This is a genomic window from Rhodoferax ferrireducens T118, assembly GCF_000013605.1.
Taxonomy (GTDB): domain Bacteria; phylum Pseudomonadota; class Gammaproteobacteria; order Burkholderiales; family Burkholderiaceae_C; genus Rhodoferax; species Rhodoferax ferrireducens.
In genome coordinates, this window is the sequence record NC_007908.1 from 4,055,899 (window position 1) to 4,080,429 (window position 24,531).

Genomic DNA, 24,531 nt, shown 5'->3' on the forward strand with positions numbered 1-24,531 from the left:
CCGCCAGAACTTGTGGGAGAAAATGGGCAATCTGGGCATCGACAAGGAAACCGCGGCTGCCTAGGCGGACAAGCGCATCAGCCCCTGATTTGCTATAAACACAATAGCTACCTGTTATTATTTTGCGGGGGCTGGCGCTTTATTTTGTTATTTAAGTCATCGAATCCACCATGAACTGCCTGACCACCGCCTGGACCGCGCACGAAAACGAGTTGCGCGGCTGGCTGCGGCGCCGCGTGGGCAATGCGGCGCTGGCGGACGACTTGCTGCAAGACCTGTTTTTAAAAGCACTGCGCCAGGGCGAGCGCTTTTGCGCGATCGAAAACGCGCGCGCCTGGCTGTTCGAGGTAGCGCGCAACACGCTGGCGGATCACATGCGGGTGGCACATCCTATGGTGGCCTTGCCCGACGATTTGGTTGCACCCGTTGAGGACGACGACACGGTCGACACGCTCACCGCCTGCTTGCCGCGTGTGCTCAGCGAATTGAGCCCGGACGACCGCGAAGCCATCACCTTGTGCGACCTGCAAGGCATGGCACAAGCCGACTTTGCCAAAGCCAAAGGCTTGAGCCTGAGCGCGGCCAAATCCCGCGTGCAACGCGCCCGGCTGCGTTTGCGCGCCCAGATGAGCCAGGTCTGCCAGGTACAGGTGGACGACAGCGGCCGTGTGAGCGACTTTGTGCCGCGCCCTTTGCTTTGAATTTGCTATTCTATTAATAGCTGCTTGCGCATATTTCATGCGGGGCGCACTCAAATCCAAGTGGAACACAGCGGTAGTTTATTGGATGGTTTGCACTGAGTTCTCAAGCTTGGCCAGCCAGGCACTGTAGACCTCATGCGGTGTGCACCAGTCCAGAGTTTTCCTGGGTCGGCCATTCATCAGATCGGCAATCGCATCAAGCTGCTCCTGGCTGTATCCAGACAGATCCGTACCCTTTGGCAGGAACTGACGAATCAAGCCGTTGGTGTTCTCATTGGTGCCTCGCTGCCATGGGCTGTGCGGATCACAGAAATACACCGCAATGCCCGTATTGGCACTGAGCTGCTGGTGGTAGGCCATCTCTGTGCCCCGGTCATAGGTCAAGGTCTTGCGCATGGGCTGCGCCACTGCACTGAGTTTGTCTGTAAACGCCTGTAGCACATGGGCCGCTGTTGCAGGATTGGGATGAGGCAGCTTGACCAGTATCAGCAGCCGGGTGTTGCGCTCAACCAGCGTGCCCACCGCACTTTGATTGAGCGCGCCTTTGATCAGGTCGCCCTCCCAATGTCCTGGGAACTGGCGATCTTCAATCTCTGGCGGGCGAACATGGATGCTCAACAGGTTCGCCATCTGTCCCCGGCGATCTTCCCCCTTGGAGCGTGGCCAGCGCTTGGCGCGTGCCATGCGCAGACAAGCAATGAGCTCTTTGCGCAGCTCTCCTCGGGGTTGGGCGTAGATGACGTTGTAGATAGTTTCATGCGAGGCGCGTTGGGCGGCATCGCTCGGATGCAGTTTAGCCAGGTGAGCAGCAATTTGTTGGGGTGACCAACGCTGGCGAAGCAGTTCAGTGATGGATTCAAACAGGTGATTGCCTGCAACCAGCTTGGGCGCTGGTCTGGCGTGGCGACGTCTTCGCACCCGTCGTTGCTGAGCGTAACGGCAGCTGTAACCATTGCCCCCACTGTTGCGGGCAATCTCGCGGCTGATGGTAGAGGCGCTGCGGTTGAGCACGCGACCTATGGCTCGTATGCTCAGCCCCTGTTCGAGGCCGATGGCAATGGTTTGACGGTCCTGGTAGTCCAGCTGGCTGTAGTGAGGTTCTGATTTCATGGGCACACCTTAGAGAGAATTCGAAGGTGTGTTGCACTTCACTGTTGAGGCCGCCCGGACTAGAAGCCAGTTTGTTATAAATTGTTGGCAAGTCTGCGTCTTTTGCCCGGTTGGCCCGTCTTCACTGCCATGACCACGCTCAGCGCGCCCCTCAAGTCCTGGCCGAGCCGCCAGCCCATCGTCTTCCTGATACTGGCCGCTGTGGCCTGGCTGGCGCTGTACCAAACGCTCAACCCTGCGGCTGAAGCGCTAGTCGCGGCCCTGCCGGTGGACCGTGCCAGCCACCTGGGCGGCGCGCTGCAGTTCTTCCTTTACGACACACCCAAGGTGCTGCTGCTGCTCACCGGTGTCGTGTTTGTCATGGGCATGATCAACAGCTACTTCACACCGGAGCGCACGCGGGCCCTGCTGGCCGGGCGCAGCGAAGGCGCCGCCAATGTCATGGCGGCCAGTCTTGGCATCGTGACCCCGTTTTGCTCCTGCTCGGCCGTGCCCCTGTTCATTGGCTTTGTGCAGGCTGGTGTGCCGCTGGGGGTGACGTTTTCGTTTCTGATCTCGGCGCCCATGGTTAATGAAGTCGCGCTCACCCTCTTGTTTGGCATGTTCGGCTGGAAAATCGCCCTGCTGTACCTGGGTCTGGGCCTGGGCGTGGCGATCGTGGCGGGCTGGGTCATTGGCCGCCTGAAGATGGAAGCCTACCTGGAAGACTGGGTGCGCGACATGCCCAAGATGTCAGCCGAATTCGAGGCCACCGGCATGACGCTGGGCGATCGCATCGAAGGCGGTTTCTCTGCGGTGCGCGAGATTGTGGGCAAGGTCTGGCCCTACATTTTGGGCGGTATTGCGCTGGGGGCCTTGATTCACGGCTATGTGCCGCAGGACTTCCTGGCCAGCTTCATGGGGCGTGATGCCTGGTGGTCGGTGCCGCTGGCCGTCGTCATCGGCGTACCGATGTACACCAACGCCGCCGGTGTGATCCCGATCGTGCAGGCCTTGCTGGCCAAGGGTGCCGCCTTGGGCACGGTGCTGGCCTTCATGATGAGCGTCATCGCCCTCTCCTTGCCTGAGATGATCATCCTGCGCAAGGTGCTCAAAGTGCGGCTGATTGCCACCTTTGTGGCGGTGGTGGCCAGCGGCATCCTGCTGGTGGGTTTTGTGTTCAACGCGGTGCTGTGAAGCCACTGGCACGGCGGCCTGTTCTTGACCTCAATTTCGTTTTAATTTCATGGCAACTTCAAGGAACTCTCATGGACATCAAAGTACTCGGCACCGGTTGTGCCAACTGCAAAGCCACCATCGCGCTCATCGACCAGATCGCCCAGGCCAAGGGCGTGACCGTCAAGCTGGAAAAGATGGAAGAACTGCGTGACATCATGGCTTATGGCGTGATGAGCACCCCCGGCGTGGTGATCAACGGCAAAGTGGTGCATGCCGGCGGCATCCCCAGCCGTGACAAGATCGAGCACTGGCTGGCGGCAGCGTAATTTGACACAAGGAACAAGAACATGAATCCGCAAAAAAAATTCCATTTGGTGTTTTCACTGGTCATGGGCGCCATGATGATTTTCCTGATGACGCTGGTGATCACCTTCGTCAATGTCGGTTTGAATGAAAACTTTGTCCGGCTGTGGATGAAGGCCTTTGGCATTGCCTATGTGGTGGGTGTGCCGGTGATTTTCTTCCTGGCACCGGTCGCGCGCAAAATGACCGGGCGGATGCTGGGTGTGCAGGGTTGATGCCCCGTTCTGGCCCCCAGCGCCGGCGGCATTCCTGCGAGAATCACTCTGCCAAGAGGCGCCATGGGCCATACGGGCCGATCAACCGAACGCCGCCCTGCGTGGGCCAGAAGGAATAAAGCAATTGAGTAGCGGACACGACCACGACCATAGCCACGCGCCGGCCAACTTCAACCGCGCGTTTGCCATCGGCATCGTGCTCAATATCGTCTTTGTAGCCATTGAGGGCTTTTATGGCTGGCGCGTCAACTCGCTGGCCTTGCTGGCTGACGCCGGGCACAACCTGAGCGACGTGGCAGGCTTGGTGCTGGCCTGGGGCGGCGCGCTGGCGGGCCGGCTGCGCCCGGATGCGCGCCACACCTACGGCTGGCAGCGGGCCTCGATTCTGGCCGCGTTTGCCAACGCCTTGCTGCTGCTGGTGGCGATGGGCGCGCTGGCGTGGGAGGCCATGGGGCGGCTGCTCTCATCCGAGGTTTCCCTGCAGGAACAAGGGGTCACCATCATGGTGGTGGCCGGCATTGGCATTGTCATCAACACGGCCACCGCGCTGCTGTTCATGCGCGGGCGTGAGAGTGACTTGAACATTCGGGGTGCCTTCCTGCACATGGCGGCCGATGCCCTGGTGTCCGCTGGCGTGGTGGTGGCCGGTGCGCTGACACTCTGGATGGGCTGGACCTGGCTGGACCCGGTGGTGAGTCTGGTCATTGCCGCCGTCATTTTCTGGGGCACCTGGGATTTGTTCAAGCAGTCCCTGCACATGCTGTTTGATGGTGTGCCGCGGCACATCGACCTGCTGGCGGTGCGCGACTGCCTGGCGGCCCTGCCCGGCGTGGCCCGGGTGCATGACCTGCACGTCTGGGCCATGGGCACGTCGCAAGTGGCGCTGACGGCGCAACTGGTCATGCCGCAAGGCCAGGCGGATGACGCATTTCTGGCCGACGCCACCCGGCAGATGCACGACCGATTCGAGATCACGCATGTGACTTTGCAGGTCATGAAAGTACCGTTTACGCCACCCTGCTCGGACTTCTAAGCCGCAGCCCCCGCCAGACGCGGCAGCTTGAGTGTGGCGCAGAGGCCGCCTTGCGCCCGGTTGACCAGCACCAGGTCACCCCCGTGCAGCAGGGCAATGTCCTTGGCGATCGACAAGCCCAGCCCGACGCCGCCGGTCGCACTGCTGCGCGACGCATCGGGACGGTAGTAGGGCTCGGTGACGCGGGCGAGTTCATGGGGCTCGATGCCCGGCCCCTCGTCTTCGACCATGATGCGCAATTCATTGGCGTCATCTTCAACGCGCAGATGCGCACAAGCACCGTATTTGATGGCGTTGTCGATCAGGTTCTGCAGCGCGCGGCGCAGGGCCAGCAAGCGCCCGGTATAAGGCGCCAGCGCCTGGCCCTGGATGCTGGTTGGCCGCCCGAGCGCCAGTGCGTCTTCGCTCATGCTGGCCAGCAGCGCATTGATGTCAATCGGGCGCACGGCTTCGCTGGCCTGCAAACCGCGCAGGTAATCCAGCGTGGCATCAATCATGGCGGCCATGTCATCCAGATCGGCGGCCATCTGGTCGCGCAGCGTTTCGTCGTCAACGAGCTCGGCACGCAGGCGCAGGCGGGTGAGCGGCGTGCGCAAGTCATGCGACACCGCTGCCAGTGCGCGTGAGCGCTCATTGACCAGGCGTTTGATACGTGCCTGCATCCGGTTAAAGGCCTGCGCGGCACGGCGCGTCTCGGTCGGGCCCTCTTCCGCCAGGGCAGGCGCATCCAGGTCACGCCCGAGCGTGTCGGCGGCTTGGGCGAGTTGTTTGAGCGGCTGGGTCGCCTGCCGCACGGCCAGCATCGCGACCGCCGTCACGATCATCAGCGTGACCGCCAGGCGCAGGATCAGATCGCGCGGCAAAGCGGGGGTGTCAAGCTGGCGTGCGCCCGAGAACCGCAGCCATTGACCGCCCTGCAAGCGCACATCAAAGCCGCGCGGCATATTGCCGTGCATCATGCCCATGCCCGCGGCGCCACCCAGCGGGCGAACTTCACGCGCACTGCCCAGGCGCGCGCTGAGCATGGCCCCAATCGCGCCGCGTGGCGGGTTTTGTGACACCTGGTCCTCGGTGATCAATGTCACTTGCCAATCGCCGTGGGGCATGGTTGCGAGCGCAGCACTGCGCTCGGCGGGCGCAGTGGCCTCCAGCGCGCGCACCACCTCCGCCATGCGATCGGCAAAATTTTGCCCGCGCGCCTGCGACACCACCGTGGCCCGCTCGCCCCATTGCAGCCAGAAGCTAAGCCCCTGCGCCACCAGCAGCCCCAACAGCAGGATCAGCGCCATGCGCACGAACAGGCTGGACGGCCAGGCACGCCAGCTCAAGCGCATGAAGCCTGCCTCTGCACGCTGGCGGCCAGCACATAACCCTCGCCGCGCACGGTCTTGATCAGCGTCGGCTCGCGGCTGTCGTCGCGCAGGCGCTGGCGCAGCCGACTGACCTGCACGTCAATCGCGCGGTCATAGGCCTCGGCTTCGCGGCCATGGATCATCTCGGTCAACTGGTCGCGGTTCAGCACCCGGTTCGGGTGGTCCAGCAAGATATGCAGCAGCCGGTATTCACCGCCCGACAAGGGCGTGGCGACGCCGTCGGGCGCGGTCAGCAGGCGTTCCGCCGTATCCAGACACCAGCCGGCAAAGCACAGACAGCGCGCCGACTCGGGCCGCATATTGGGTGGCAAGGCGCGGGTGCGGCGCAAGACCGCTTTGATACGGGCCAGCAGTTCGCGCGGGCTGAAGGGCTTGACCAGGTAGTCGTCAGCGCCCATTTCGATCCCCACGATGCGGTCGGTTTCCTCGCCGAGGGCGGTCAACATCAGCACCGGCAGGTTGGACTTGGCGCGCAGCTCGCGGCACAGGCTCAAGCCATCGGTGTCGGGCAGCATCAGGTCCAGCACCACCAGGTCAATCGCGTGCCGGTCCAGCGCCTGCCACATCTCGCGGCCATCGCGAGCGGCCACTGCCTCGAAGTTGTTGCGCATCAGGTAGTCAACCAGCAGCCGGCGAATTTCCGGCTCGTCATCAACAATCAGAATGCAATCACGTTTTTCCATGGGTTCGATCCTTGTGCGCGCGGTGCGCCAGCGCAACCGGGCTCGAAGTCTATTTTCAGGGCGCAGGCGTTGTGCTTGTAACGCACTGTATCGCAAGGCTGGTCTGCAACGCTGCGATGCAAATCAGCCCGGGCGCGCAACACGCTGCTGACATCTGCGCGCTCCAATCGTTCTCAAGGGCGAAGGATTCACCGACGTCCTGCCATCATACAAAACCGAAGGAATCCATCATGAAAACGACAGCCATCCTCAAGAGCATTTCCCTGGTCGCCGTGCTCGGCGCCGCCCTGGCCGCGCCAGTGCTGGCGCAGCCCGGCCCTGGCATGTGGGGGGGCATGGGCGGCATGGGCATGCAAAATGGCGGCCCCGGCGCTGGCCGCATGGGCCCCGGCATGGGCGACAGGGTCGGGGCAACACTCATGACCACTGAAGAGCGCACCGCCATGATGATCAAAATGCGTGCGGTCAAGACTTATGACGAATGCAAGCTGGTGCAGGACGAGCAGCACAAGGCCATGGAAGCACGCGCCAAAGAGAAAGGCATCACCCTGCCGGCACCGCGGCAAAACCGCTGCGACATGATGAAAGCCCGTGGTCTGATCAGCTGATCTGCCATGTCCACACCTTCCTTCAAAAAACGGAAGGTGTGTTGCACTTCACTTTGCCGCGCGCCCTGTCAATTGACAGGCAAGGTGCCGGCGCGCTTGACTTCCTTGAGCGAAAAGCTGGTGGAGATTTCTTTCACCCCCGGCAGGCTGCGAATTTTGACCCGCACCAGTTGCGAAAACGACTCCAGATCGGGGGCAATCGCCTCGATCTGGTAGTCATACCGGCCCGACAGGTTGTGGCAGGACAGCACTTGCGGCAACGCCACCACTTCACGCTCGAACGCCGCCATGATGTCGGGCGAGTGATTGTCCATTTGCAGATGCACAAAGCCGGTCACGCCATAGCCCAGTTTGGCGCGGCTCAGTTGCGCGTGGTAACCCTCGATCACGCCGGATTCTTCAAGCTGGCGCACGCGACGCCAGCAAGGCGAGGGTGAGAGCGACACCAATTGCGCCAGATCTGCGACCGTCTGCCGCGCGTCGTGTTGCAGGGCATCGAGCAGTTTGCGGTCAGTGTTGTCCAGCGAATCAGAGCTCATGGATAAATTTACCCAATTTATTTACATTTGCAGATATATTTGCCAAATCTAGCCAATATAAAGTGCTAAATAGCCAATCTTTTCTTCTATTGTAGGCAAACAATTCCATGCATCGTTGATCGAAATCAACCCAGCAAGGAATCAAAATGAGCAAGACAACAGCGGTCAAAGGCTTCAGCACCCGGGCCATTCACTTTGGCTACAACCCCGCCGACCATCAGGGTGCGCTGGTGCCGCCGATCTACACCTCGGCCACTTTTGCCTTTCCTGACGCGGCCTATGGCGCACGTTGTTTCACGGGTGAAGAAGCGGGTTACTTTTACACCCGCATTGCCAACCCCACGCTGGCTTTGCTGGAAGGCCGCCTGGCCAGTCTGGAGCAAGGCGCGGGGGCGGTGGTGTTTGGTTCGGGCATGGGTGCCATCACGGCGACGCTGTGGTCGATGCTGGAGCCGGGTGATGAAGTGCTGGCCGACATGACACTGTACGGCTGCACCTATGCCTTCCTGACGCATGGCTTGAGCCGCTTCGGCGTGACCGTGCGCCATGTGGACATGACCGACGCGGCCAACGTGGCCCAGGCCATGGGTGAGAAGACCCGCGTGGTGTACTTCGAATCCCCGGCCAACCCCAATATGCGCCTGGTGGACATTGAAGCGGTCTCCCGCGTGGCGCATCAAGGCGGTGCCCAAGTGGTGGTGGACAACACCTATTGCACGCCTTACCTGCAACAGCCCTTGCTGCTGGGGGCTGATGTCAGCGTGCACTCCATGACCAAGTACCTGGGCGGCCACGGCGACCTGACCGCCGGCGCCGCGATTTTTGCCGATGCCCAATTGGCCCAACGGGTGCGGCTGTTCGGTCTGAAAGACATGACGGGTGCGGTGATGTCGGCGCAGGATGCCCACCTGGTGATGCGCGGACTCAAGACCCTGACCCTGCGCATGGACCGGCATTGCCAAAGCGCGCAAAAAGTGGCCGAGCTGCTGCAGCGCCACCCGGCGACCAAGATGGTGCATTTCCCCGGCCTGCCCACCTTTGCCCAGCATGCCCTGGCGAAGCGCCAGATGCGCCAGTTTGGCGGCATGATCGCGTTCGAGCTCCAAGGCGGGCTGGCCGCGGGCATCTGCTTCATGGACGCCTTGCAACTGGTCACACGCGCCGTCAGCCTGGGTGATGCGGAATCGCTGGCCCAGCACCCGGCCAGCATGACGCACTCCACCTACACGCCCGAGGAGCGCGCCGCGCATGGCATCAGCGACGGCCTGGTGCGCCTGTCCATCGGGCTGGAGGACATTGAAGATATCCTGGCGGACATTGCGCAGGCGCTCGATCAGGCGCATGCTCCGGGCCATTCCCGACCGGCAGTCGCCGCCGCAGAACGGTGCCGTGAGCTGGCCTGAACACCTTGCTTCGAGGAACTTGTGATGAAGGACGATCTTCAACCCGACATGATGGCGCCCGATCCTGATCCGCTGGAAACGGCGGAATGGCGTGATGCTTTTTTGGCGCTGCTGCAACGCGAGGGTGCGCCGCGTGCGCGCCAGATGCTGGACCAGCTGGCCCAGCTGGCACGCGGCCAGCGCGTGGGTTGGCAGCCCGAGCTGGCCACGCCCTACATCAACACCATCGGTGTGGATCAGCAACCGGTGTTTCCGGGCGATTTGGCGATGGAAGAGCGCCTGGCCTCCATGGTGCGCTGGAACGCCCTGGCGATGGTGGTGCGCGCCAACCAGGCTTACGGCGAGCTCGGTGGCCACATTGCCAGCTACGCCAGCGCGGCGGACTTGTTCGAGGTCGGGTTCAACCACTTCTTTCGCGCGCGCAGCGCGGAAGATGCGGGGGTCGACGCGTCTTTGGGTGACCTGGTGTTTTTCCAGCCGCACAGCGCGCCAGGGGTTTATGCGCGTGCCTTTCTGGAAGGGCGCTTCAGCGCCGAAGACTTGACCTATTACCGCCAGGAGTTGACGGCACCGGCGGCCAGCACCGGGCAAGGTGCGCGTGGCCTGTGCAGCTACCCGCACCCCTACTTGATGCCCGACTTCTGGCAGTTCCCGACCGGCTCCATGGGCATCGGCCCGATCAGCTCGATTTACCACGCGCGCTTCATGCGCTACCTGACGCACCGCCAGTTGCTGGACTGCTCGGCGCGCAAAGTGTGGGGCGTCTTCGGTGATGGCGAGATGGACGAGCCCGAAAGCATGTGCGCCCTCACGCTGGCCGCGCGCGAGGGACTGGACAACCTGGTGTGGGTGGTCAACTGCAACCTGCAGCGCCTGGATGGCCCGGTGCGCGGCAACGGCCGCATCATTGACGAGCTGGAAAAGCTCTTTGCCGGTGCCGGCTGGAACGTCATCAAACTGGTCTGGGGCAGCGATTGGGACGGCCTGTTTGCCCGCGACGTGACGGGAGCGCTGGTCAAAGCTTTTGCCAACACGGTCGACGGCCAGATGCAGACCTTTGCCGCCAAGGACGGGCGCTTTAACCGTGACACTTTTTTTGGCCAGAACGAAGAACTGGCGCGTCTGGCCCAGGGCATGACCGACGAGCAGATCGACCGCCTCAAGCGCGGTGGCCACGACCTGGTGAAAATCCACGCCGCCTACGCCGCGGCGGCGCAGCACAAGGGCCAGCCGACCGTGATTCTGGCGCACACCAAGAAAGGCTTTGGCATGGGCAGCGCGGGTCAGGGCAAGATGACCACACACAGCCAGAAGACGTTTGACGAGGCTGACCTGATCGCGTTTCGCAACCGCTTTAACCTGCCCCTGACGGACGAACAAGTCAAAAGCCTGGCGTTCTACAGACCCCCGGCCAGCAGCCCCGAGATGCAGTACCTGCAGGCGCAGCGCCAGCGCCTGGGCGGCTATTTGCCCCAACGTTACACGGGCTGCGACAAGGTGCCGGTGCCCGGCATCGAAACCTACGCCCAGTTTGCGCTCAAGGCCAATGGCAAAGTCATGAGCACCACGATGGCCGCTGTGCGCCTGCTGGGCAACCTGCTCAAGGACAAGGCGCTGAGCCCGCGCATCGTGCCGATCGTTGCGGACGAGGCCCGCACCTTCGGCATGGCCAGTCTGTTCAAGCAAATCGGCATTTACTCCAGTGTCGGCCAGCGTTATGCGCCCGAAGACATTGGCTCGGTGCTGAGCTACCGTGAGGCGCTGGACGGTCAGATCATGGAAGAAGGCATTTCCGAAGCCGGTGCGCTGGCCAGCTGGACCGCCGCGGCCACCAGCTACAGCGTGCACGGCCTGGCCATGCTGCCCTTTTATATCTACTACTCGATGTTTGGCTTCCAGCGCGTGGGTGACCAGATCTGGGCGGCGGCCGATCAGCGGGCACGCGGTTTCTTGCTGGGCGCCACCTCGGGGCGCACCACACTGGGCGGCGAGGGGCTGCAGCACCAGGACGGCAGCAGCCACCTGATGGCTGCCACCATCCCGAACTGCAAGGCATACGACCCGGCGTTCGCGGGCGAGCTGGCCGTGATCATTGACCACGGAATGCGCGAGATGATGGTCGAGCAGAAGGACGTTTTCTACTACGTCACGCTGATGAACGAAAACTACGCCCAGCCCGATCTGCCAGCCGGCGCGGCACCCGACGTGATTCGAGGTTGCTATAAATTTGCTAGCTACTCACGCCTACCTGACGGGGGCCAGGGCTCAAAAACATCAAAACATGTGGCCCTGCTGGGTTCGGGCGCAATTTTGACCGAGGTTATCCAGGCGGCTGCGTTGCTGGCGCAGCAAGGCGTTGACGCAGAGGTATTCAGTGTGACCAGTTGGAGCGAGCTGGCGCGCGATGGTGCGGCAAGTCAAGACGCATTCATCGGGCGCCAAGTGGCCCACAGCCAAGGCCCGATCATTGCTGCCACCGACTACGTGCGCGCGGTGCCTGAAAGTGTCCGGGCCTACCTGCCACCGGGGCGTCGCTACGTGACCCTGGGCACCGACGGTTTTGGTCGCAGTGACACGCGGGCTGCCTTGCGCGGTTTTTTCGGGGTGGATGCGGCCAGCATTGTGCGTGCGGCATTGCTGAGCCTGGATTAACCCCCTGCGGCCAGGCCTGTCGCCGCGCTTGTCGTATGCTCATGTCATGAGCCCCAGCACCAAAAATTCATTCACACCACCGGGTCAGGCGCCTGACTCAGCGCCTGGCACAGCACTTTTGCCGAGCCGCAGCGCGGCCGAGTTCCTGAACCAGGACTGCTTTTGCCGCACCCTGAACCAGGGCCGCCTGCGCGAGCAGATTGAGCGCGACCCCTGCCTCCAGGGTCTGATGCAAAGCATCACCCAAACGCGACCGCACCTGTTCTCGTCCACCGTTGTTTTCTTGGCCAGCGAGATGGCCCAAAAGATGGCAGCCACGATCGCCGCCATTGAGCGTGTGATCGGCTTGCCGGGCTACCAGGCCCAGGCCTTGGCGCGTGCGCCAGCGATTGCCCAGTACGCTTTTGGCCCGATCGGGGCCTGCATGGGTTTTGACTTTCATCTGGGCGTGCAGGGGCCGCAGCTGATCGAGATCAACACCAATGCCGGTGGCGCCTTGCTCAATGTGGCACTGGCGCGGGCGCAGGAGGCTTGTTGCGAGGAAATGGACTGGGCCTTTGCCCCAAAAGCCTCGCCCGACACCCTGGAGCAAACATTTTTTGACATGTTCGCGTCTGAGTGGCAGCACCAGCGCGGCAACGCTGCCTTGGGCTACGTCCTGATCGTGGACGACGACCCAGCCGCGCAGTACCTGGCGCCCGAGTTTGAGTTGTTCCGGCAATTGTTCATCCGCCACGGCGTGGCCGCCAGCGTGGCCGACCCGTCGGAGCTGGCTTGGCGCGACGGCAAGCTCTGGCACGGGGCTCGGGTGGTGGACCTGGTCTACAACCGCCTGACTGATTTCTACCTGGCCGAGCCGGGACACCAGGCCCTGAAAAGCGCCTATGAAGCGGGCGCCGTGGTATTGACGCCGCACCCACGCTCGCACGCCCTGCATGCCGACAAGCGCAACCTGATCGCGCTCAGCCAGGATGATTTACTGGCCACCTGGGGCGCCTCCAGCGCCGACCGCCGCCTGTTGCAGGCGGGCGTGCCGCAGACCCAGCTGGTGACACCCGAGCGCGCCGATGCCTTGTGGGCCAGTCGCCGCCAACTCTTTTTCAAGCCGGTCGGCAGCTTTGGCGGCAAGGCCGCTTACCGCGGCGACAAGCTGACGCGCCGGGTCTGGGGCGAGATTCTGGCCGGCGACTTTGTGGCGCAGGCCCTGGTGCCGCCCGGCCAGCGCCTGATTGAAGTCGATGGCGTGTTGACCGACCTGAAGTTTGACCTTCGCGCCTACACCTACTGCGGGGCCGTCCAGTTGCTGGCGGCGCGCATGTACGCCGGGCAAACCACCAACTTCCGCACCGAGGGGGGCGGCTTTGCGCCGGTGATCGTGGTGCCGCCGCACAGCCAGGACATGGAAGCGCGCTGATGTGCGGCATTTGCGGTGAATTGCGTTTTGACGGCGCCGCGCCGGATCTGGCAGCCATTGCGCGCATGTCAGCGCAACTGGCGCGCCGTGGGCCGGATGACGCGGGCACTTACCAGAATGGCCCGCTGGCGTTTGGCCACCGGCGCCTGTCCATCATTGACTTGTCAGCTGCGGCGCACCAGCCGATGGTGGACGCTGCGCTGCAGTTGGCGCTGGTTTTTAACGGCACGATTTACAACTACCGGGAGTTGCGCGACGAGTTGCTCAGCATGGGCTACACGTTTTTTTCGGAAGGCGACAGCGAAGTCATCCTGAAGGCCTACCACGCCTGGGGCGACCAATGTGTCAAGCGCTTTATTGGCATGTTTGCCTTTGCCATCTGGGATCAGCGCAGCGACCAGCTGTTTCTGGCACGGGACCGCTTTGGCATCAAGCCCCTGTACCTGAACCAGACCGGTCAACGCCTGCGCTTTGCGTCCAGCCTGCCCGCGCTGCTGGCGGGCGGCGGGGTGGACACCACGCTCGATGCGGTGGCGTTGCACCACCACTTCACCCTGCACACGGTGGTGCCCGCGCCGCGCACGGTGCTCCAGGGCGTGCGCAAACTGCCACCCGCGTCGACCTTGCGGCTGGAGCCGGACGGCACCAGCACCCAGCAGGTTTACTGGACACTGGACGCGACACGGCCGGACAAGGCGCTGTCCGAGGCCCAATGGCTGGCCGCCACGCGCGCGCAACTCGCTCTTAGCGTCAAACGCCGCCTGCTGGCAGCGGACGTGCCGGTCGGTGTGCTGCTCTCGGGCGGGCTCGATTCCAGCCTGCTGGTCGGACTGCTGGCAAGCCAGGTGCCTGATTTGCGCACCTTCTCGATCGGTTTTGAAGGCGTGGGCGCAGGGTCGGAAAAAGCCGACGAATTTGAATACTCTGACCAAATTGCCCAGCAATTTCACACCCGGCATCACCAGTTCAGCATTCCCAACCATGAAGTGATGCAGCGCCTGCCGGAAGCCGTCGCACAAATGACCGAACCGATGGTCAGCCACGACGTGATTGCGTTTTACTTGCTGGCCGAGCGGGTTTCCAAAGAAGTCAAAGTGGTGATGTCCGGCCAGGGCGCCGACGAGGTATTTGGCGGCTACTTCTGGTACCCCAAGATGGACGCCGCCCAGGGCTCGCCTTTGGCGCGCTTCAGCCAGCACTACTTTGACCGCGACCATGCTGAATATCTGCAAATGATCGCCCCCGCCTTTCAGGTCGGCGATGTCACATCCAAGCTGATTGCCGGCGAACTGAGCAAACCACAAGCCGACACTTTTCTGGACCAGGTCTGGCGGCTCGATGCCACCACGCTGATCGTGGACGACCCGGTCAAGCGCGTGGACAACATGCCGATGGCCTGGGGCCTGGAGGTGCGCGTGCCGTTTCTGGACCACGAACTGGTGGAACTGGCGGCGCACATGCCACCCGAACTCAAACTCAAGGAAGGCGGCAAGTTTGCACTCAAAGCGATCTCTCGCGGGCTGATTCCAGACGCGGTGATTGACCGGCCCAAAGGCTACTTTCCGGTGCCCGCGCTCAAATACGTGCGCGGCCCCTTTCTGGAACTGATGCGAGGCATTCTGATGTCGCACGCCTGCATCGAGCGCGGGCTGTACCAGCGCGAGTACGTGAACAAACTGCTGGCCGATCCGGAAGCACCCGAGCACTTCACCCGCATCCAGGGCAGCAAGCTATGGCACCTGGCGCTGCTGGAGTGGTGGCTGCAGGTGCACGTGGACAATTTGTAAGGCTTTTTGGCCTCTAGCCCCTACCGAACGGGCATAATATGCTATCTTATTAATAGCAATTGGTAGATTGAAAACGTATGCACACACCGCCGCCCGAGCCCGTTGACTGGCAAGACGACACCCCGCGCAGCCGCCGCTTTGATGATATTTACCGCGCCCGCTCAAACGCGCTGGCCCAATCGCGCTCGGTTTTTCTGGCGGGTTGCGGACTGCCGGAGCGCTGGCGCGACCGGGATCAATTCACCGTGCTGGAGACCGGATTTGGCCTGGGGCTCAATTTTTTGACCACCTGGGCCACGTGGCTGGCTGACCCACAAGCCTGCCACACGCTCAACTTCGTCTCGGTTGAAGCCTATCCGGTGAGTTTTGAAGACATTTTGCGCAGTACGCGGGCGCTCGCAACGGCTGCCGACGCCGCCAGCGACCTGGCCGCACAAATGCCCTTGCTCGCGCAACAACTCGCTCTATTTTGGCCAGGCATCCAACCCGGCCTGAACCAGTGCTCGTTGGCGCAAGGTCGCGTTCAATTGACGCTGTGTGTCGGCGACGTACTGGCCATGCTGCAGCAGTGGCCGGGTCAAGCCGATGCCGTCTATCTGGACGGCTTCAGCCCCGCAGTGAACCCTGACATGTGGTCAAGCGCCACCCTGGGCGCGGTGGCGCAGCACTGCCACAGCGGCACCCGGCTTGCCACCTACACGGTGGCGGCTCAGGTTCGCCGCCGCTTCACCGAGCTCGGTTTCAGCGTTGAAAAGTGCCCCGGTGTGCCGCCCAAACGTGACCGGCTACAGGTGCATGTGGCCCATGCGCACTCCAAAACAGACTAAAATTTTCGGCTGCGGCAAATAAGAAATAAATCAGCCGCACTTCAACCAAGCATTTGAACCCTGTCCTGTGTTGGCAAGGGAGGAAAAAATCAAAAATACCGATGAGCCACTGGCACGTCTTGACGGCGGTGCGGACCCGCTGATTGCCGGGGCGCCGTCGCTGACGCTGGCGAGGTATGCAGTCGCGGCGGTGCTGATCGGCGCGGTGGCTTCCATGATGGCGCTGGGTGTCCTGCTGCCAGAGGCGAGTGTGCGTACGGTCGGGCCGCTACTGCTGTTCCTGATTGCGGCCCTGGCTTGGTATCCTCTCTCTCGCGGCAAGATTAAAACCGCTGTCTGTGTGCTGACCTTCGGCGTCTGGGCCGTGATGACAGGAATCGCTGTCTTTGCCGGGGGTGTGCGGGCACCCGTGGTCATCATCTATCCCGTGCTCATTTTGATGTCGGGTTGGCTGCTCAACGCACGCGTAGCGATGCTGCTGACCGCCATGACCGTGCTGACAACTGTTGGTTTATTCCTGGCCGAATCCTGGGGTTTTCTGCCACCGCCGCTGGCCTCACCCGTTGTGATTTACTTCGGTGATCAAATTTTGATGTATCTCCTGTCGGCGGCGCTGGTGGTTTTTGTCTTGCGCGCCTACCAAAATCGCTTGCGCGAACTGCGCCAAGCCAGCAGCGATCTTGAGCATCGCACGCTTGCCCTGCAGGAGAGAAAAGCGGAACTGCACCGCGCGCAAGCGGTCGCCAAGGTAGGAAGCTGGGTTTATGACATCGCGCAGGAAACAATGAGTCTGTCGGCCGAGGCCTGCCGCATCTTCGGGCTGGCCGAGGGCAGCAGCGTCAGTCTGGCCACCTACCTGTCGCAGGTTCATCCGGCTGACCGGAACGAGCTGGAGCACGCCTGGCAACGCGCATTGCAAGGTGATGCCATTGACCACACACACCGCATCCTGGTCGGCAAAACGGTGCGCTGGGTTCGCCAAAAGGCCGAATCAGGATTTGCCCCCGATGGGCTGAAGCGACGCGCCGTGGGCATTACGCAAGACATCACCGAGCTTAAAGAGGCGCAGGCGGCGCTGCAGGAAAGCGAGGAGCGCTACCGCACCATGATCGAATGGACGCCCGAATCGATCCTGGTGCACCGGATGGGAAAAATTCTTTATGCCAACCCGGCCGCGATCAAGCTGTTTGGCGCACCGGATGCCGCCAGCTTGTTGCGCAAATCAACGTCCGAGCTGATTCACCCGGACGATTTGAAATCGCAGACCGAGCGCATGAAGAGCATCAGTAACCATGTGCCCATCACACCCATGGTGGCGGCCCGGTTTCTCAAGCTCGATGGCCGTGTGATTGATGTTGAGGTGCAGGGCACCGCCATCATCTACGACGGCGAGCCCGCGATTCACGTTTGTATCCGCGACATCAGCACGCGCAAGCAGATGGAGGATCAAATTCGTCAATTGGCTTTTTTTGACCACCTGACCCTGCTGCCCAACCGGCGTCTGCTCACCGACCGTTTGAGCCAGGCGGTGGCCGCCAGCAAGCGCAGCAGCTGCTTTGCGGCCTTGCTGTTTCTGGATCTGGATAACTTCAAGCCGCTCAATGACCAGCATGGGCATGCGGTGGGTGATTTGCTCTTGATGGAGGCGGCCGCACGGCTGATGAATTGCGTGCGGGGGGTGGATACGGTGGCGCGCTTTGGCGGTGACGAATTTGTGGTGCTGCTCACTGAACTGGATGCGAGGCACGCTGAGTCAACGGAGCAGGCCGCGATCGTGGCGGAAAAAATCCGTACCAGCCTCTCAATACCCTATCAATTGACAGTCAAGACCAAAGAGCAAGTTGCCACACGAATCGAACACCACTGCACCATCAGTGTGGGCGCGGTGGTTTTCCGGGGGCCAGAGAGCGACCCGGACGACGTGCTCAAGTGGGCCGATACCGCCATGTACCAGGCCAAGCAGGCAGGCCGAAACTCGATCCGGTTTTATGCCAGTACCGAACAAGCGACTGGCCACCGGTCTTAGGCGTCTCGTTCAGGCTCCGGCCGCGGCACAAAACGCATCACCATCGCGCCGCCCAAGATCAAACGCGCACTGTACGGCGGTGTCGTTGGTGTAGTCCCAGGCACCGACCGGAACCGGCTGCGATGGCTGCACATAGGTACGCCCGGGAATTGAGGGTAACTTGTCGAAGTGCCGGGTCAGCAGCACCAGCGTTTCACCCGCGTTGTTTGCCACCCCTTCAATCGGCACGTTGCTCACCAGGCTCCCATCCAATAGCGCGATGCCGTTGCGCCTGGCCTGGGGTGTCAGGGGGGGCACGCAGGAGGAAGCAATGATCAGGTCGGCCAGGTCGCCGGGTGTGACACACTCTTGCACCGAAATAAACAGCGGCCGGAAACCGACGCGCTGCCCCGTCAAAGAGTGAACCGCATCCTTGTTGCATGCCTTGAGGCCGTAAGCCAGCATTCCCAGCAACATCGCCATGTGCGCGCAGGCCCAGGGCGGTGGGTACGAAATGAGGACGCTGATCTTCGGCCCCTGGTGCAAACGTGATAGCGCCTGCTCGTCGATGCTGCCGAGTATGGCGTCGCGGTAGATGTCGCCATGCGGAAATATCGGTTGCTCCCGCAACAAATTGCGCAAATAGAGATTGTGGACATTCTCGGCAACCGCCCGCTTGTAGCCCGTAAAGCACGCCTCGAAGGTGCCCGCAAACAGCGCGCAGGCAATCGCCGAACCCGCGCTGACCGCCACCACCCCGGAAGGCGCCAATTTCAACGCCACCGCCGCGACCGACCAGAACCCGGCCTGCCAGAAACAGCGATTGCCGCCACCCGCGAAAACAACGTTTTCAAAATGCAGGGATCTTGTTGCCGCACAAGCTCGGTTCGCTTGGTGTTGACTGACAGATTCAATCGGCACGGTGGCTCCTTCAGTTGAAAGACGTGGTCTGCCGCTTTTCGCAAGGTCCGCGGCTTTGCTGGCCCTCCATTCCTCATTGGCTTGACTTTCAGTCTGCGCCCCGTTCGATCAAACACCCGCAGTGCGCAAGCCTGCTTGCGAAATCGCAAGCGGCCTGGATCGCTGGCGATTTAAGCTGAAAACGTTGTCTCGGTTAGCGAGCAAGGGCGGCGTCACCAGGCCCCCTGAAGCTGCCCATGTTTTGTGAGAACAAGGCGTTCTGAGTGCTTGGAAAACGACCCGTTGCACGTTGTATTCGGGCCGGATTTTTCAGCACTCAGGAAAGGCAGGTAGAGCATGAAATATTTGGTAAAAATCGGCGCTTTGGGTGCCCTTGCCATGGCAGCGGCAGCACTGGTCGTTTCCTGCGGCGGTGGCGGCGGCGGTGGTAGTGACGCCCCTGCGGCAACAGCCACCATCATCGACACCGCCAGCGTGACCCAGGGTATTGCAGCGGTGTCCGCACTCATTCCTATTTGCAGCAGCCCCAGCGCCGCCCAACCCGCGCCTGTCCAGAGCCATCAGGCATCGAACAAGACCGTGTGGCTGGTCAAAAAGTTCGCGCTGAGCCAAAGCCCGCAAGGACGGATGCTGGCACTGAGCAGCACGAAGCCAGCGGACACACTGGGCAGTTGTGGCGGCCGCATGACCTACCCGGATTATTCACATGCCAACGGCGTGACGACGGCGACCTTCGCGTTCGACAACTACTGCACGGTTGACACCAGTACCGGCGAGCGTTTGGTCCTGAATGGCAACATTGCCCTGGTGGACACCGGCACCCCAAGCGCGAGCGGTCCGATCAGGAGCAAGCTCGAAGCCAGCAGTCCCGCCGGTGTCACGCTTGCCATCCAGGACGCGACTGGCCAGCCGCTCGAGGCCGTGCTCATCAGCTTCAGCAACTTCCTCTACACGGTCGGCGTTCCGGGCAGTGCTCCCACATCGGCCAGTCCGGACCGATTCACCCTCGGTGAACTCAAGGCCACAACACAGGCCACCGCCCAGACCCCCAGCAAGACCTACCGGGCAACGGGCTTCAGCGCGGAGACGTTCATCACGGCTTCTGGGGGCCAGCAGTTCAGCGCGAGCGCACGGGGCTACCGGTCCAACGGCGAGTATTACGACGTCGCGACCTCCGTCCCACTGGTCCTGGATGCGACCGGCACACTGACGGCTGGTGCGGTGACGTTTACCGGCGCCAATGGTTCGACGGCTGTTGCGACCTTGCTGCCCGGCAGCGTGCTGCAGGCCACGATGACGGTCAACGGGACGCCGCTGGCGGGGATGCCGGCCTGCAATTGAGCGGATCAAGACCGCTGGCGCCGGGGTGGCGGGCGCCAGCAGGTCCTCAAGCCCGCTCGTACCAGCCCTTGGATCGGTTCACGACGTTCACCACCAGCAGCATCACCGGCACCTCAATCAGCACACCCACCACGGTTGCCAGTGGCGCACCGGAATTGAAACCAAACAGGCTGATGGCTGCCGCAACGGCCAGCTCGAAGAAGTTGGACTCATAACTCCCATCACTTTTCACGCGCTGCAATGGTTCGCCAGCGGTATGGGCATCAGTTAAAGGACTATTCCCCCAATTGGGTGAATCATGGAAATGATAGCTTCCTCTACACAACCGAAGTTCACATCGCAACCTTGTTGACCTTCAATTTTGACGGTTGAATCCAAGACCCATTGCTGACATGGAGTTTGCCAAACTGCCTTCTGCAAACCCGACATTGGAATAGTTGTAAAAATCGAGCCGGATTGGGATCTGGCGCGCTGATGGGCACCCGATTTTGATGCCGATCAGCGCGCCAGTTGGTGCCAAGGTGAAACGGCAATTCAGACGCGCTGCGGGAGTCGTGAGGGGTTTTACGTGGGCTGATAGCTGTTTCGAGCGGGCATATTACGGATCATGTGGGTGAAATGCCTGTCCGTAGCCGCGAAGTCGAAGAAATGATCTGCCGTTTGCCCCAAGGTCGGCGATGTGCCTGTGATCGGGCTGGCCGATCCGCGCTAGGTGGAGGCCGACACCGCCGTGATTGTGCTCAAGGCCCACCAGTCGCTTAGCGAAGGCGCGGTAATGGCGTACTGCAGCGAGCACATGGCCAGCGTCAAGAGCCCCAAGCGCGTTGTATTCACCGACTCTCATTCCAACAATCCAAGTGGCAAGCTCCTCAAGCGTGAATTGCGCAGAAGCTACGACAAGGCCAGCTAACCAGGTGGGCCACATTTCGATTGGTATTCGCCGCCTACGCGATAACAGTGTGGACGCGATCTCACCCGGTCGAGGGCATCACTAATGCAACAATTGGATCCATCAGAACCATAACGGTGCAAGCAATGAACCAGCCTGTCTCTAATGAGCCCGCAGCAGAAGTCAGCTCCCCGGAACTTCGGCAACGAATTCACCCCGACGTGCTCAAGCTCGGCCTGGTGAGTTTTCTCACAGACCTGAGCTCAGAGATGATTTTTTCAGTGTTCGCCATCTTCTTCACCACGGTGGCCGGCGCCTCCAGCGCGTTGTTGGGGCTGATCGAAGGCCTGGCGGATTTTTCCGCTTCTTCGCTGAATTACCTGGCGGGCTGGCTGTCGGACCGCAGCGGGCGGCGCAAGTGGCTGGCTACGGCTGGCTACGGCTTTTCCACACTGGCCAAACTCATTCTTCTTGCATCGTCGTCCGTTCTGGGTCTGAGCATCTTTCGCGTGATTGAGCGGCTGGGCAAAGGGTTTCGCGGGCCGCCACGCGATGCCTGGCTGTCGTCCATTGCCGTGAAGGAGTCACGGGGGTTTGCATTCGGCGTGCACAAGGCGCTCGATAAGTCAGGCGCAGTGCTCGGGCCGCTGGTGGCCTATGGACTGCTGTCCTGGCTGGGGGAGTCGGCCAGCACCTATAGAGCTCTCTTTTTGGTGGCCTTTGTGCCCGCAGTGATCAGCGTGTTGGTTCTCACGCGCATCCCGGATCAGCCCGGCGTTCCCCATGAACGTGAGAGCATCGGCCAGAACTGGCAGCAACTCAGCCCTGGCTTCAAGCGCTTTCTGATTCCAGCAGGCGTTTTTGCGCTGGCGTATTTCAGTCTCGGGTTCATCCTGCTCAAGGCCCATGCCGTGGGCTTTGGCGTGACCGACATCGTGCTGCTTTACGCGCTGTTCAACATCACTTGCGTTGTGTCGGCGCCCCTGGTGGGCAAACTCGGTGACAAGATTGGGCGCAGCCGCATCATCGTGTTGAGCTACGCAATCTATGCCGTCATCAACCTGTGGTTAGTGGTGGCCAGCAGCCGCTGGGAGATGGTGGCCTTATTCGCGATTTACGGGCTGTTTTATGCGATTGACGAGTCGCAGAGCAAGGCATTCATCGCGGACCTCGAACCCGAGCGCCGTGCCACTGCTGTAGGCGTCTACAACTTTGTTACCGGATTGCTGTACCTGCCTGCATCGCTGGTGGCAGGCGCCTTGTGGGCCTTGACGCCAGGTCTGGCGTTCGCGATGGCAGTGGCGCTGTCGCTGGCGGCCATGGTGGTCTTCGCGGTCTTGCGGCCTGTTGCATCTACTCCCGCATGATGCAAAGAGCGGTGCATTTCTGCGTTGCGGGTTGCAGCGTCATTTCACAACCGACTTCCACTTTGGCGTGCCGCTTCCGGGAAAGCTAAATGGCTTCAGAAGACACACAGGAGCCATCCAGGTTCTCACGGTGACGGGCAGGTCCCGACCCAAAGCTGACATAGCGAACCTTCAAATAAGCGCCAGATAGCTGACTTCCAATGATGTGCGAAATTCGATCGCGGAGACAGGCTGTTTATTGCCGCCTCAGAGGCGAACCGCTCTCGATTCATTGGCTACAGTCCACCAGCGGCTGCGAAAGAAATAGGAGATGAAGAAACTGTTCGTGATGCTGCGGCTAGAGAGTTCGGTGTCTTCAAATATGCTTGATACCCCTTGGACGCCTTCAAAATATAAGCTTTCCCCTCAACCACGAATCCATCTAACTTGTGCTGTACGGCATAAGCCGAAAGGTCGTTGATATTATTGATGAACCCCTTACCATTGAAATTCAGAGAGGTATTGCACAACACGCCGTATCCAGTACGCGCCTTAAACGCAACAAGCAACTCATGCAAATTTCGATTGCCCGCAGATGAGACGGTCTGAATACGAGCCGTACCGTTAACGTGGGTAACAGCGTCAAGCGCTTGCGTTTTTGCACGATGTGTAAAGAGCATAAATGGGCTTGGTTGATTGCAGCCAAACCATTTTTTGGCGTCCTCTTCCAAACAGACAGGAGCAATCGGACGGAATTGCTCGCGCTGCTTAATGTCATTTAGCCGTACTCTTGTGCTTTCTCGGAAAGGTGCGGCAAGAATCGAGCGGTTGCCCAGCGCGCGCGGGCCGATTTCATACTTTCCACTCACCCATCCAATAATCAGGTCATTCGCCAACAGATCCGCAATCAACTCATAGTTCGTCTCGTAGAGATCGTATGGCGCCAAATCAAAAGAGCCGCTCGCGACAAAGCAGAGTCCAGAGTAGACGTTCCAATCGATTTTTGGATTTCCAGAAAGATGGAACTGGGCATCAATCGCTGTCCCGATAGCCGACCCAGAATCATTGGCGACAGGCGGCACGAAGACCTCGGTAAAAAGTCCGGTTTCTTTCCACTTAGTGTTCCAGTCGCAATTCAGTCCGCATCCGCCCGCAATGACTAGAGGCATGCCTCTCTTCAGGTTCGATTTCGCGAATTGATAAAAAACGTCAAATATCTTGTCGCTAAAAATGCCCGCAAAGTTGCGAAATTCAGGATCATCCACACCTACGTTGTAGTGCGGTGAACGCTCAATGCCTTCATGCGCGCTCAGATCTCGGTATGGTTCGTGAAGCAGAAGATCGAGCAATTTTTTCTCGTCAGCTAAAGGCGTGGTGCGATTCGAAAATGAAGCTAGGGCCATGAGCTTCCCAGCATCCGAGAAACGAAAATGAGGCCCAGTCTTGGGAAAGGTTGGATCTGCTAATCCGTAGAGAAGGCCATAGCGATTCCCTGGCTGATTCAGAACATCGGCTATTAGCGTGATGTTCAAATCGGAATCGATCTCGTAGAAAGCGCCGATCGCCCCTTCCCATACCAACGCATAGCATGGGCTACCCTTCGGTAAACTTGACATGCCGAAAGCGCAAAGCAGGTGCGATCGCTCGTGAGAAGACGAGAAGTAGTGGACTGACTTGCCAAAGAGGCGTCGTTTTCCTAGGATAACGTCACTCTTCGATACCCCACGGTAACCGACATGGACATCCGACCCGCGTAAGTACTCGTGGTGGTCGCGTGGCCACCAACCGCCTGTACAAATGACGTCGGGGATTTCGTCCAGTTCACCAAGAACGTTAAAAATATCAGGACCGGATATTGGCGAATATCTGTAGTTTGAGTTCTTCTCCGCCTCGACCGAAAGCACCAAATGACCGTCCCGCAGATAGGCGATGGCGCCATCGTGACCGGGGTTATATGAGAGAATTTCCACGTTGCTAGCGACCTCCATATTGAGCTATCTAGCCCTAATCAGCTGATTTACACCAAGTCACTGGCAAAGTGTAGTTGGTGCGTTTGCCTTCTGTCAGGCAAAGGTCGCCTGGGGCATATAATACAGGAGCTTTCTAGGCCGTTCCGCGCATTGTGGCAAACAGGAAGTGGGAGTCTTTTCTCAACAATGGTGG

General features: G+C 60.8%; 22 protein-coding genes and 1 pseudogene. 14 read left to right on the top strand and 9 right to left on the bottom strand.

Annotation, left to right across the window (positions count from 1 at the left end):
• Positions 1 to 170 precede the first annotated feature (170 nt).
• Positions 171 to 701, top strand: a complete 531-nt coding sequence (locus RFER_RS18450; protein ID WP_011465904.1) for a sigma-70 family RNA polymerase sigma factor — start codon at positions 171 to 173, stop codon at positions 699 to 701.
• 78 nt (positions 702 to 779) lie between these two features.
• On the opposite strand, the gene RFER_RS18455 is transcribed toward RFER_RS18450, so the two are convergent.
• Positions 780 to 1,811 carry an IS30 family transposase gene (locus RFER_RS18455; protein WP_011465905.1) on the bottom strand — a complete coding sequence of 344 codons (1,032 nt, stop codon included), beginning with the start codon at positions 1,809 to 1,811 and terminating at the stop codon, positions 780 to 782.
• A gap of 129 nt (positions 1,812 to 1,940) precedes the next feature.
• On the opposite strand from RFER_RS18455, the gene RFER_RS18460 reads away from it, so the two are divergent.
• From RFER_RS18460 to RFER_RS18475, 4 genes are all read left to right on the top strand, one after another.
• Positions 1,941 to 2,987, top strand: coding sequence for a permease (locus RFER_RS18460; protein ID WP_011465906.1), 1,047 nt, complete (start codon positions 1,941 to 1,943; stop codon positions 2,985 to 2,987).
• Positions 2,988 to 3,058: 71 nt separating this feature from the next.
• Complete coding sequence (locus RFER_RS18465) at positions 3,059 to 3,295, top strand: thioredoxin family protein (RefSeq protein ID WP_011465907.1); 237 nt, start codon at positions 3,059 to 3,061, stop codon at positions 3,293 to 3,295.
• Positions 3,296 to 3,316: 21 nt separating this feature from the next.
• On the top strand, positions 3,317 to 3,547 hold the full coding sequence (locus RFER_RS18470; protein ID WP_011465908.1) for a DUF2798 domain-containing protein: 231 nt from the start codon (positions 3,317 to 3,319) through the stop codon (positions 3,545 to 3,547).
• A gap of 124 nt (positions 3,548 to 3,671) precedes the next feature.
• Positions 3,672 to 4,580 carry a cation diffusion facilitator family transporter gene (locus RFER_RS18475; RefSeq protein WP_011465909.1) on the top strand — a complete coding sequence of 303 codons (909 nt, stop codon included), beginning with the start codon at positions 3,672 to 3,674 and terminating at the stop codon, positions 4,578 to 4,580.
• On the opposite strand, the gene RFER_RS18480 is transcribed toward RFER_RS18475, so the two are convergent.
• A complete protein-coding gene (locus RFER_RS18480) occupies positions 4,577 to 5,914 on the bottom strand; it encodes an ATP-binding protein (protein ID WP_041790965.1) in 1,338 nt (445 codons plus the stop codon). The genes RFER_RS18475 and RFER_RS18480 overlap by 4 nt on opposite strands.
• Positions 5,905 to 6,636, bottom strand: coding sequence for a response regulator (locus RFER_RS18485; protein ID WP_011465911.1), 732 nt, complete (start codon positions 6,634 to 6,636; stop codon positions 5,905 to 5,907). Before RFER_RS18485 ends, RFER_RS18480 begins: the two co-directional genes overlap by 10 nt.
• A 230-nt stretch (positions 6,637 to 6,866) precedes the next feature.
• Here RFER_RS18485 and RFER_RS18490 point away from each other — a divergent pair, with 230 nt between their 5' ends.
• Complete coding sequence (locus RFER_RS18490) at positions 6,867 to 7,244, top strand: hypothetical protein (protein ID WP_011465912.1); 378 nt, start codon at positions 6,867 to 6,869, stop codon at positions 7,242 to 7,244.
• Positions 7,245 to 7,312: 68 nt separating this feature from the next.
• On the opposite strand, the gene RFER_RS18495 is transcribed toward RFER_RS18490, so the two are convergent.
• The gene (locus RFER_RS18495; RefSeq protein WP_011465913.1) at positions 7,313 to 7,783 is read right to left on the bottom strand and encodes an Lrp/AsnC family transcriptional regulator; all 471 of its coding nucleotides are present in this window, start codon (positions 7,781 to 7,783) and stop codon (positions 7,313 to 7,315) included.
• A 146-nt stretch (positions 7,784 to 7,929) separates the two neighbouring features.
• Here RFER_RS18495 and RFER_RS18500 point away from each other — a divergent pair, with 146 nt between their 5' ends.
• The 6 genes from RFER_RS18500 (at position 7,930) to RFER_RS23125 (ending at position 17,892) form a co-directional block, all read left to right on the top strand.
• Positions 7,930 to 9,186: a methionine gamma-lyase gene (locus tag RFER_RS18500; RefSeq protein ID WP_011465914.1), complete on the top strand. Its 1,257-nt coding sequence runs from the start codon at positions 7,930 to 7,932 to the stop codon at positions 9,184 to 9,186.
• Between the two features lie 24 nt (positions 9,187 to 9,210).
• Positions 9,211 to 11,838 (top strand): alpha-ketoglutarate dehydrogenase, encoded by a 2,628-nt coding sequence (gene mdeB / locus RFER_RS18505; RefSeq protein ID WP_011465915.1) that lies wholly within the window; start codon positions 9,211 to 9,213, stop codon positions 11,836 to 11,838.
• 46 nt (positions 11,839 to 11,884) lie between these two features.
• A complete protein-coding gene (locus RFER_RS18510; RefSeq protein ID WP_011465916.1) occupies positions 11,885 to 13,252 on the top strand; it encodes a hypothetical protein in 1,368 nt (455 codons plus the stop codon).
• Positions 13,252 to 15,039 (top strand): N-acetylglutaminylglutamine amidotransferase, encoded by a 1,788-nt coding sequence (locus RFER_RS18515; protein WP_011465917.1) that lies wholly within the window; start codon positions 13,252 to 13,254, stop codon positions 15,037 to 15,039. The genes RFER_RS18510 and RFER_RS18515 overlap by 1 nt, the downstream gene beginning before the upstream one ends.
• Before the next feature lie 77 nt (positions 15,040 to 15,116).
• Positions 15,117 to 15,866, top strand: a complete 750-nt coding sequence (gene mnmD / locus RFER_RS18520) for a tRNA (5-methylaminomethyl-2-thiouridine)(34)-methyltransferase MnmD (protein WP_011465918.1) — start codon at positions 15,117 to 15,119, stop codon at positions 15,864 to 15,866.
• Positions 15,867 to 15,933: 67 nt separating this feature from the next.
• Positions 15,934 to 17,892 (top strand): diguanylate cyclase domain-containing protein, encoded by a 1,959-nt coding sequence (locus RFER_RS23125; protein WP_011465919.1) that lies wholly within the window; start codon positions 15,934 to 15,936, stop codon positions 17,890 to 17,892.
• Between the two features lie 9 nt (positions 17,893 to 17,901).
• Here RFER_RS23125 and RFER_RS18530 read toward each other — a convergent pair whose 3' ends face one another.
• On the bottom strand, positions 17,902 to 18,792 hold the full coding sequence (locus tag RFER_RS18530; protein ID WP_011465920.1) for a patatin-like phospholipase family protein: 891 nt from the start codon (positions 18,790 to 18,792) through the stop codon (positions 17,902 to 17,904).
• 336 nt (positions 18,793 to 19,128) lie between these two features.
• Here RFER_RS18530 and RFER_RS18535 point away from each other — a divergent pair, with 336 nt between their 5' ends.
• Complete coding sequence (locus RFER_RS18535; RefSeq protein ID WP_041790967.1) at positions 19,129 to 20,133, top strand: hypothetical protein; 1,005 nt, start codon at positions 19,129 to 19,131, stop codon at positions 20,131 to 20,133.
• A 46-nt stretch (positions 20,134 to 20,179) separates the two neighbouring features.
• Here the strand turns inward: RFER_RS18535 and RFER_RS18540 are convergent.
• The 3 genes and pseudogenes from RFER_RS18540 to RFER_RS24975 form a co-directional block, all read right to left on the bottom strand.
• A pseudogene (locus RFER_RS18540) lies at positions 20,180 to 20,341 on the bottom strand (arsenical-resistance protein); the annotation flags it as partial.
• A gap of 147 nt (positions 20,342 to 20,488) precedes the next feature.
• Complete coding sequence (locus RFER_RS24710; RefSeq protein WP_244095744.1) at positions 20,489 to 20,653, bottom strand: hypothetical protein; 165 nt, start codon at positions 20,651 to 20,653, stop codon at positions 20,489 to 20,491.
• A 188-nt stretch (positions 20,654 to 20,841) separates the two neighbouring features.
• On the bottom strand, positions 20,842 to 20,967 hold the full coding sequence (locus tag RFER_RS24975; RefSeq protein ID WP_279587682.1) for a hypothetical protein: 126 nt from the start codon (positions 20,965 to 20,967) through the stop codon (positions 20,842 to 20,844).
• A 123-nt stretch (positions 20,968 to 21,090) separates the two neighbouring features.
• Between RFER_RS24975 and RFER_RS18550 the strand changes: the two genes are divergently transcribed.
• On the top strand, positions 21,091 to 22,389 hold the full coding sequence (locus RFER_RS18550) for an MFS transporter (RefSeq protein WP_049765695.1): 1,299 nt from the start codon (positions 21,091 to 21,093) through the stop codon (positions 22,387 to 22,389).
• A gap of 275 nt (positions 22,390 to 22,664) precedes the next feature.
• Here RFER_RS18550 and RFER_RS18555 read toward each other — a convergent pair whose 3' ends face one another.
• Positions 22,665 to 24,338, bottom strand: coding sequence for a carbamoyltransferase C-terminal domain-containing protein (locus tag RFER_RS18555; protein WP_244095745.1), 1,674 nt, complete (start codon positions 24,336 to 24,338; stop codon positions 22,665 to 22,667).
• Positions 24,339 to 24,531 lie beyond the last annotated feature (193 nt).

What these genes read in the sequence shown, in the direction of transcription:
- RFER_RS18450 (WP_011465904.1), top strand. Translation starts at nt 171, where the DNA reads ATGAACTGCCTGACCACCGCCTGGACCGCGCACGAAAACGAGTTGCGC.
- RFER_RS18455 (WP_011465905.1), bottom strand. Translation starts at nt 1,811, where the DNA reads ATGAAATCAGAACCTCACTACAGCCAGCTGGACTACCAGGACCGTCAA.
- RFER_RS18460 (WP_011465906.1), top strand. Translation starts at nt 1,941, where the DNA reads ATGACCACGCTCAGCGCGCCCCTCAAGTCCTGGCCGAGCCGCCAGCCC.
- RFER_RS18465 (WP_011465907.1), top strand. Translation starts at nt 3,059, where the DNA reads ATGGACATCAAAGTACTCGGCACCGGTTGTGCCAACTGCAAAGCCACC.
- RFER_RS18470 (WP_011465908.1), top strand. Translation starts at nt 3,317, where the DNA reads ATGAATCCGCAAAAAAAATTCCATTTGGTGTTTTCACTGGTCATGGGC.
- RFER_RS18480 (WP_041790965.1), bottom strand. Translation starts at nt 5,914, where the DNA reads ATGCGCTTGAGCTGGCGTGCCTGGCCGTCCAGCCTGTTCGTGCGCATG.
- RFER_RS18485 (WP_011465911.1), bottom strand. Translation starts at nt 6,636, where the DNA reads ATGGAAAAACGTGATTGCATTCTGATTGTTGATGACGAGCCGGAAATT.
- RFER_RS18490 (WP_011465912.1), top strand. Translation starts at nt 6,867, where the DNA reads ATGAAAACGACAGCCATCCTCAAGAGCATTTCCCTGGTCGCCGTGCTC.
- RFER_RS18495 (WP_011465913.1), bottom strand. Translation starts at nt 7,783, where the DNA reads ATGAGCTCTGATTCGCTGGACAACACTGACCGCAAACTGCTCGATGCC.
- RFER_RS18500 (WP_011465914.1), top strand. Translation starts at nt 7,930, where the DNA reads ATGAGCAAGACAACAGCGGTCAAAGGCTTCAGCACCCGGGCCATTCAC.
- mdeB (WP_011465915.1), top strand. Translation starts at nt 9,211, where the DNA reads ATGAAGGACGATCTTCAACCCGACATGATGGCGCCCGATCCTGATCCG.
- RFER_RS18510 (WP_011465916.1), top strand. Translation starts at nt 11,885, where the DNA reads ATGAGCCCCAGCACCAAAAATTCATTCACACCACCGGGTCAGGCGCCT.
- RFER_RS18515 (WP_011465917.1), top strand. Translation starts at nt 13,252, where the DNA reads ATGTGCGGCATTTGCGGTGAATTGCGTTTTGACGGCGCCGCGCCGGAT.
- mnmD (WP_011465918.1), top strand. Translation starts at nt 15,117, where the DNA reads ATGCACACACCGCCGCCCGAGCCCGTTGACTGGCAAGACGACACCCCG.
- RFER_RS18535 (WP_041790967.1), top strand. Translation starts at nt 19,129, where the DNA reads ATGAAATATTTGGTAAAAATCGGCGCTTTGGGTGCCCTTGCCATGGCA.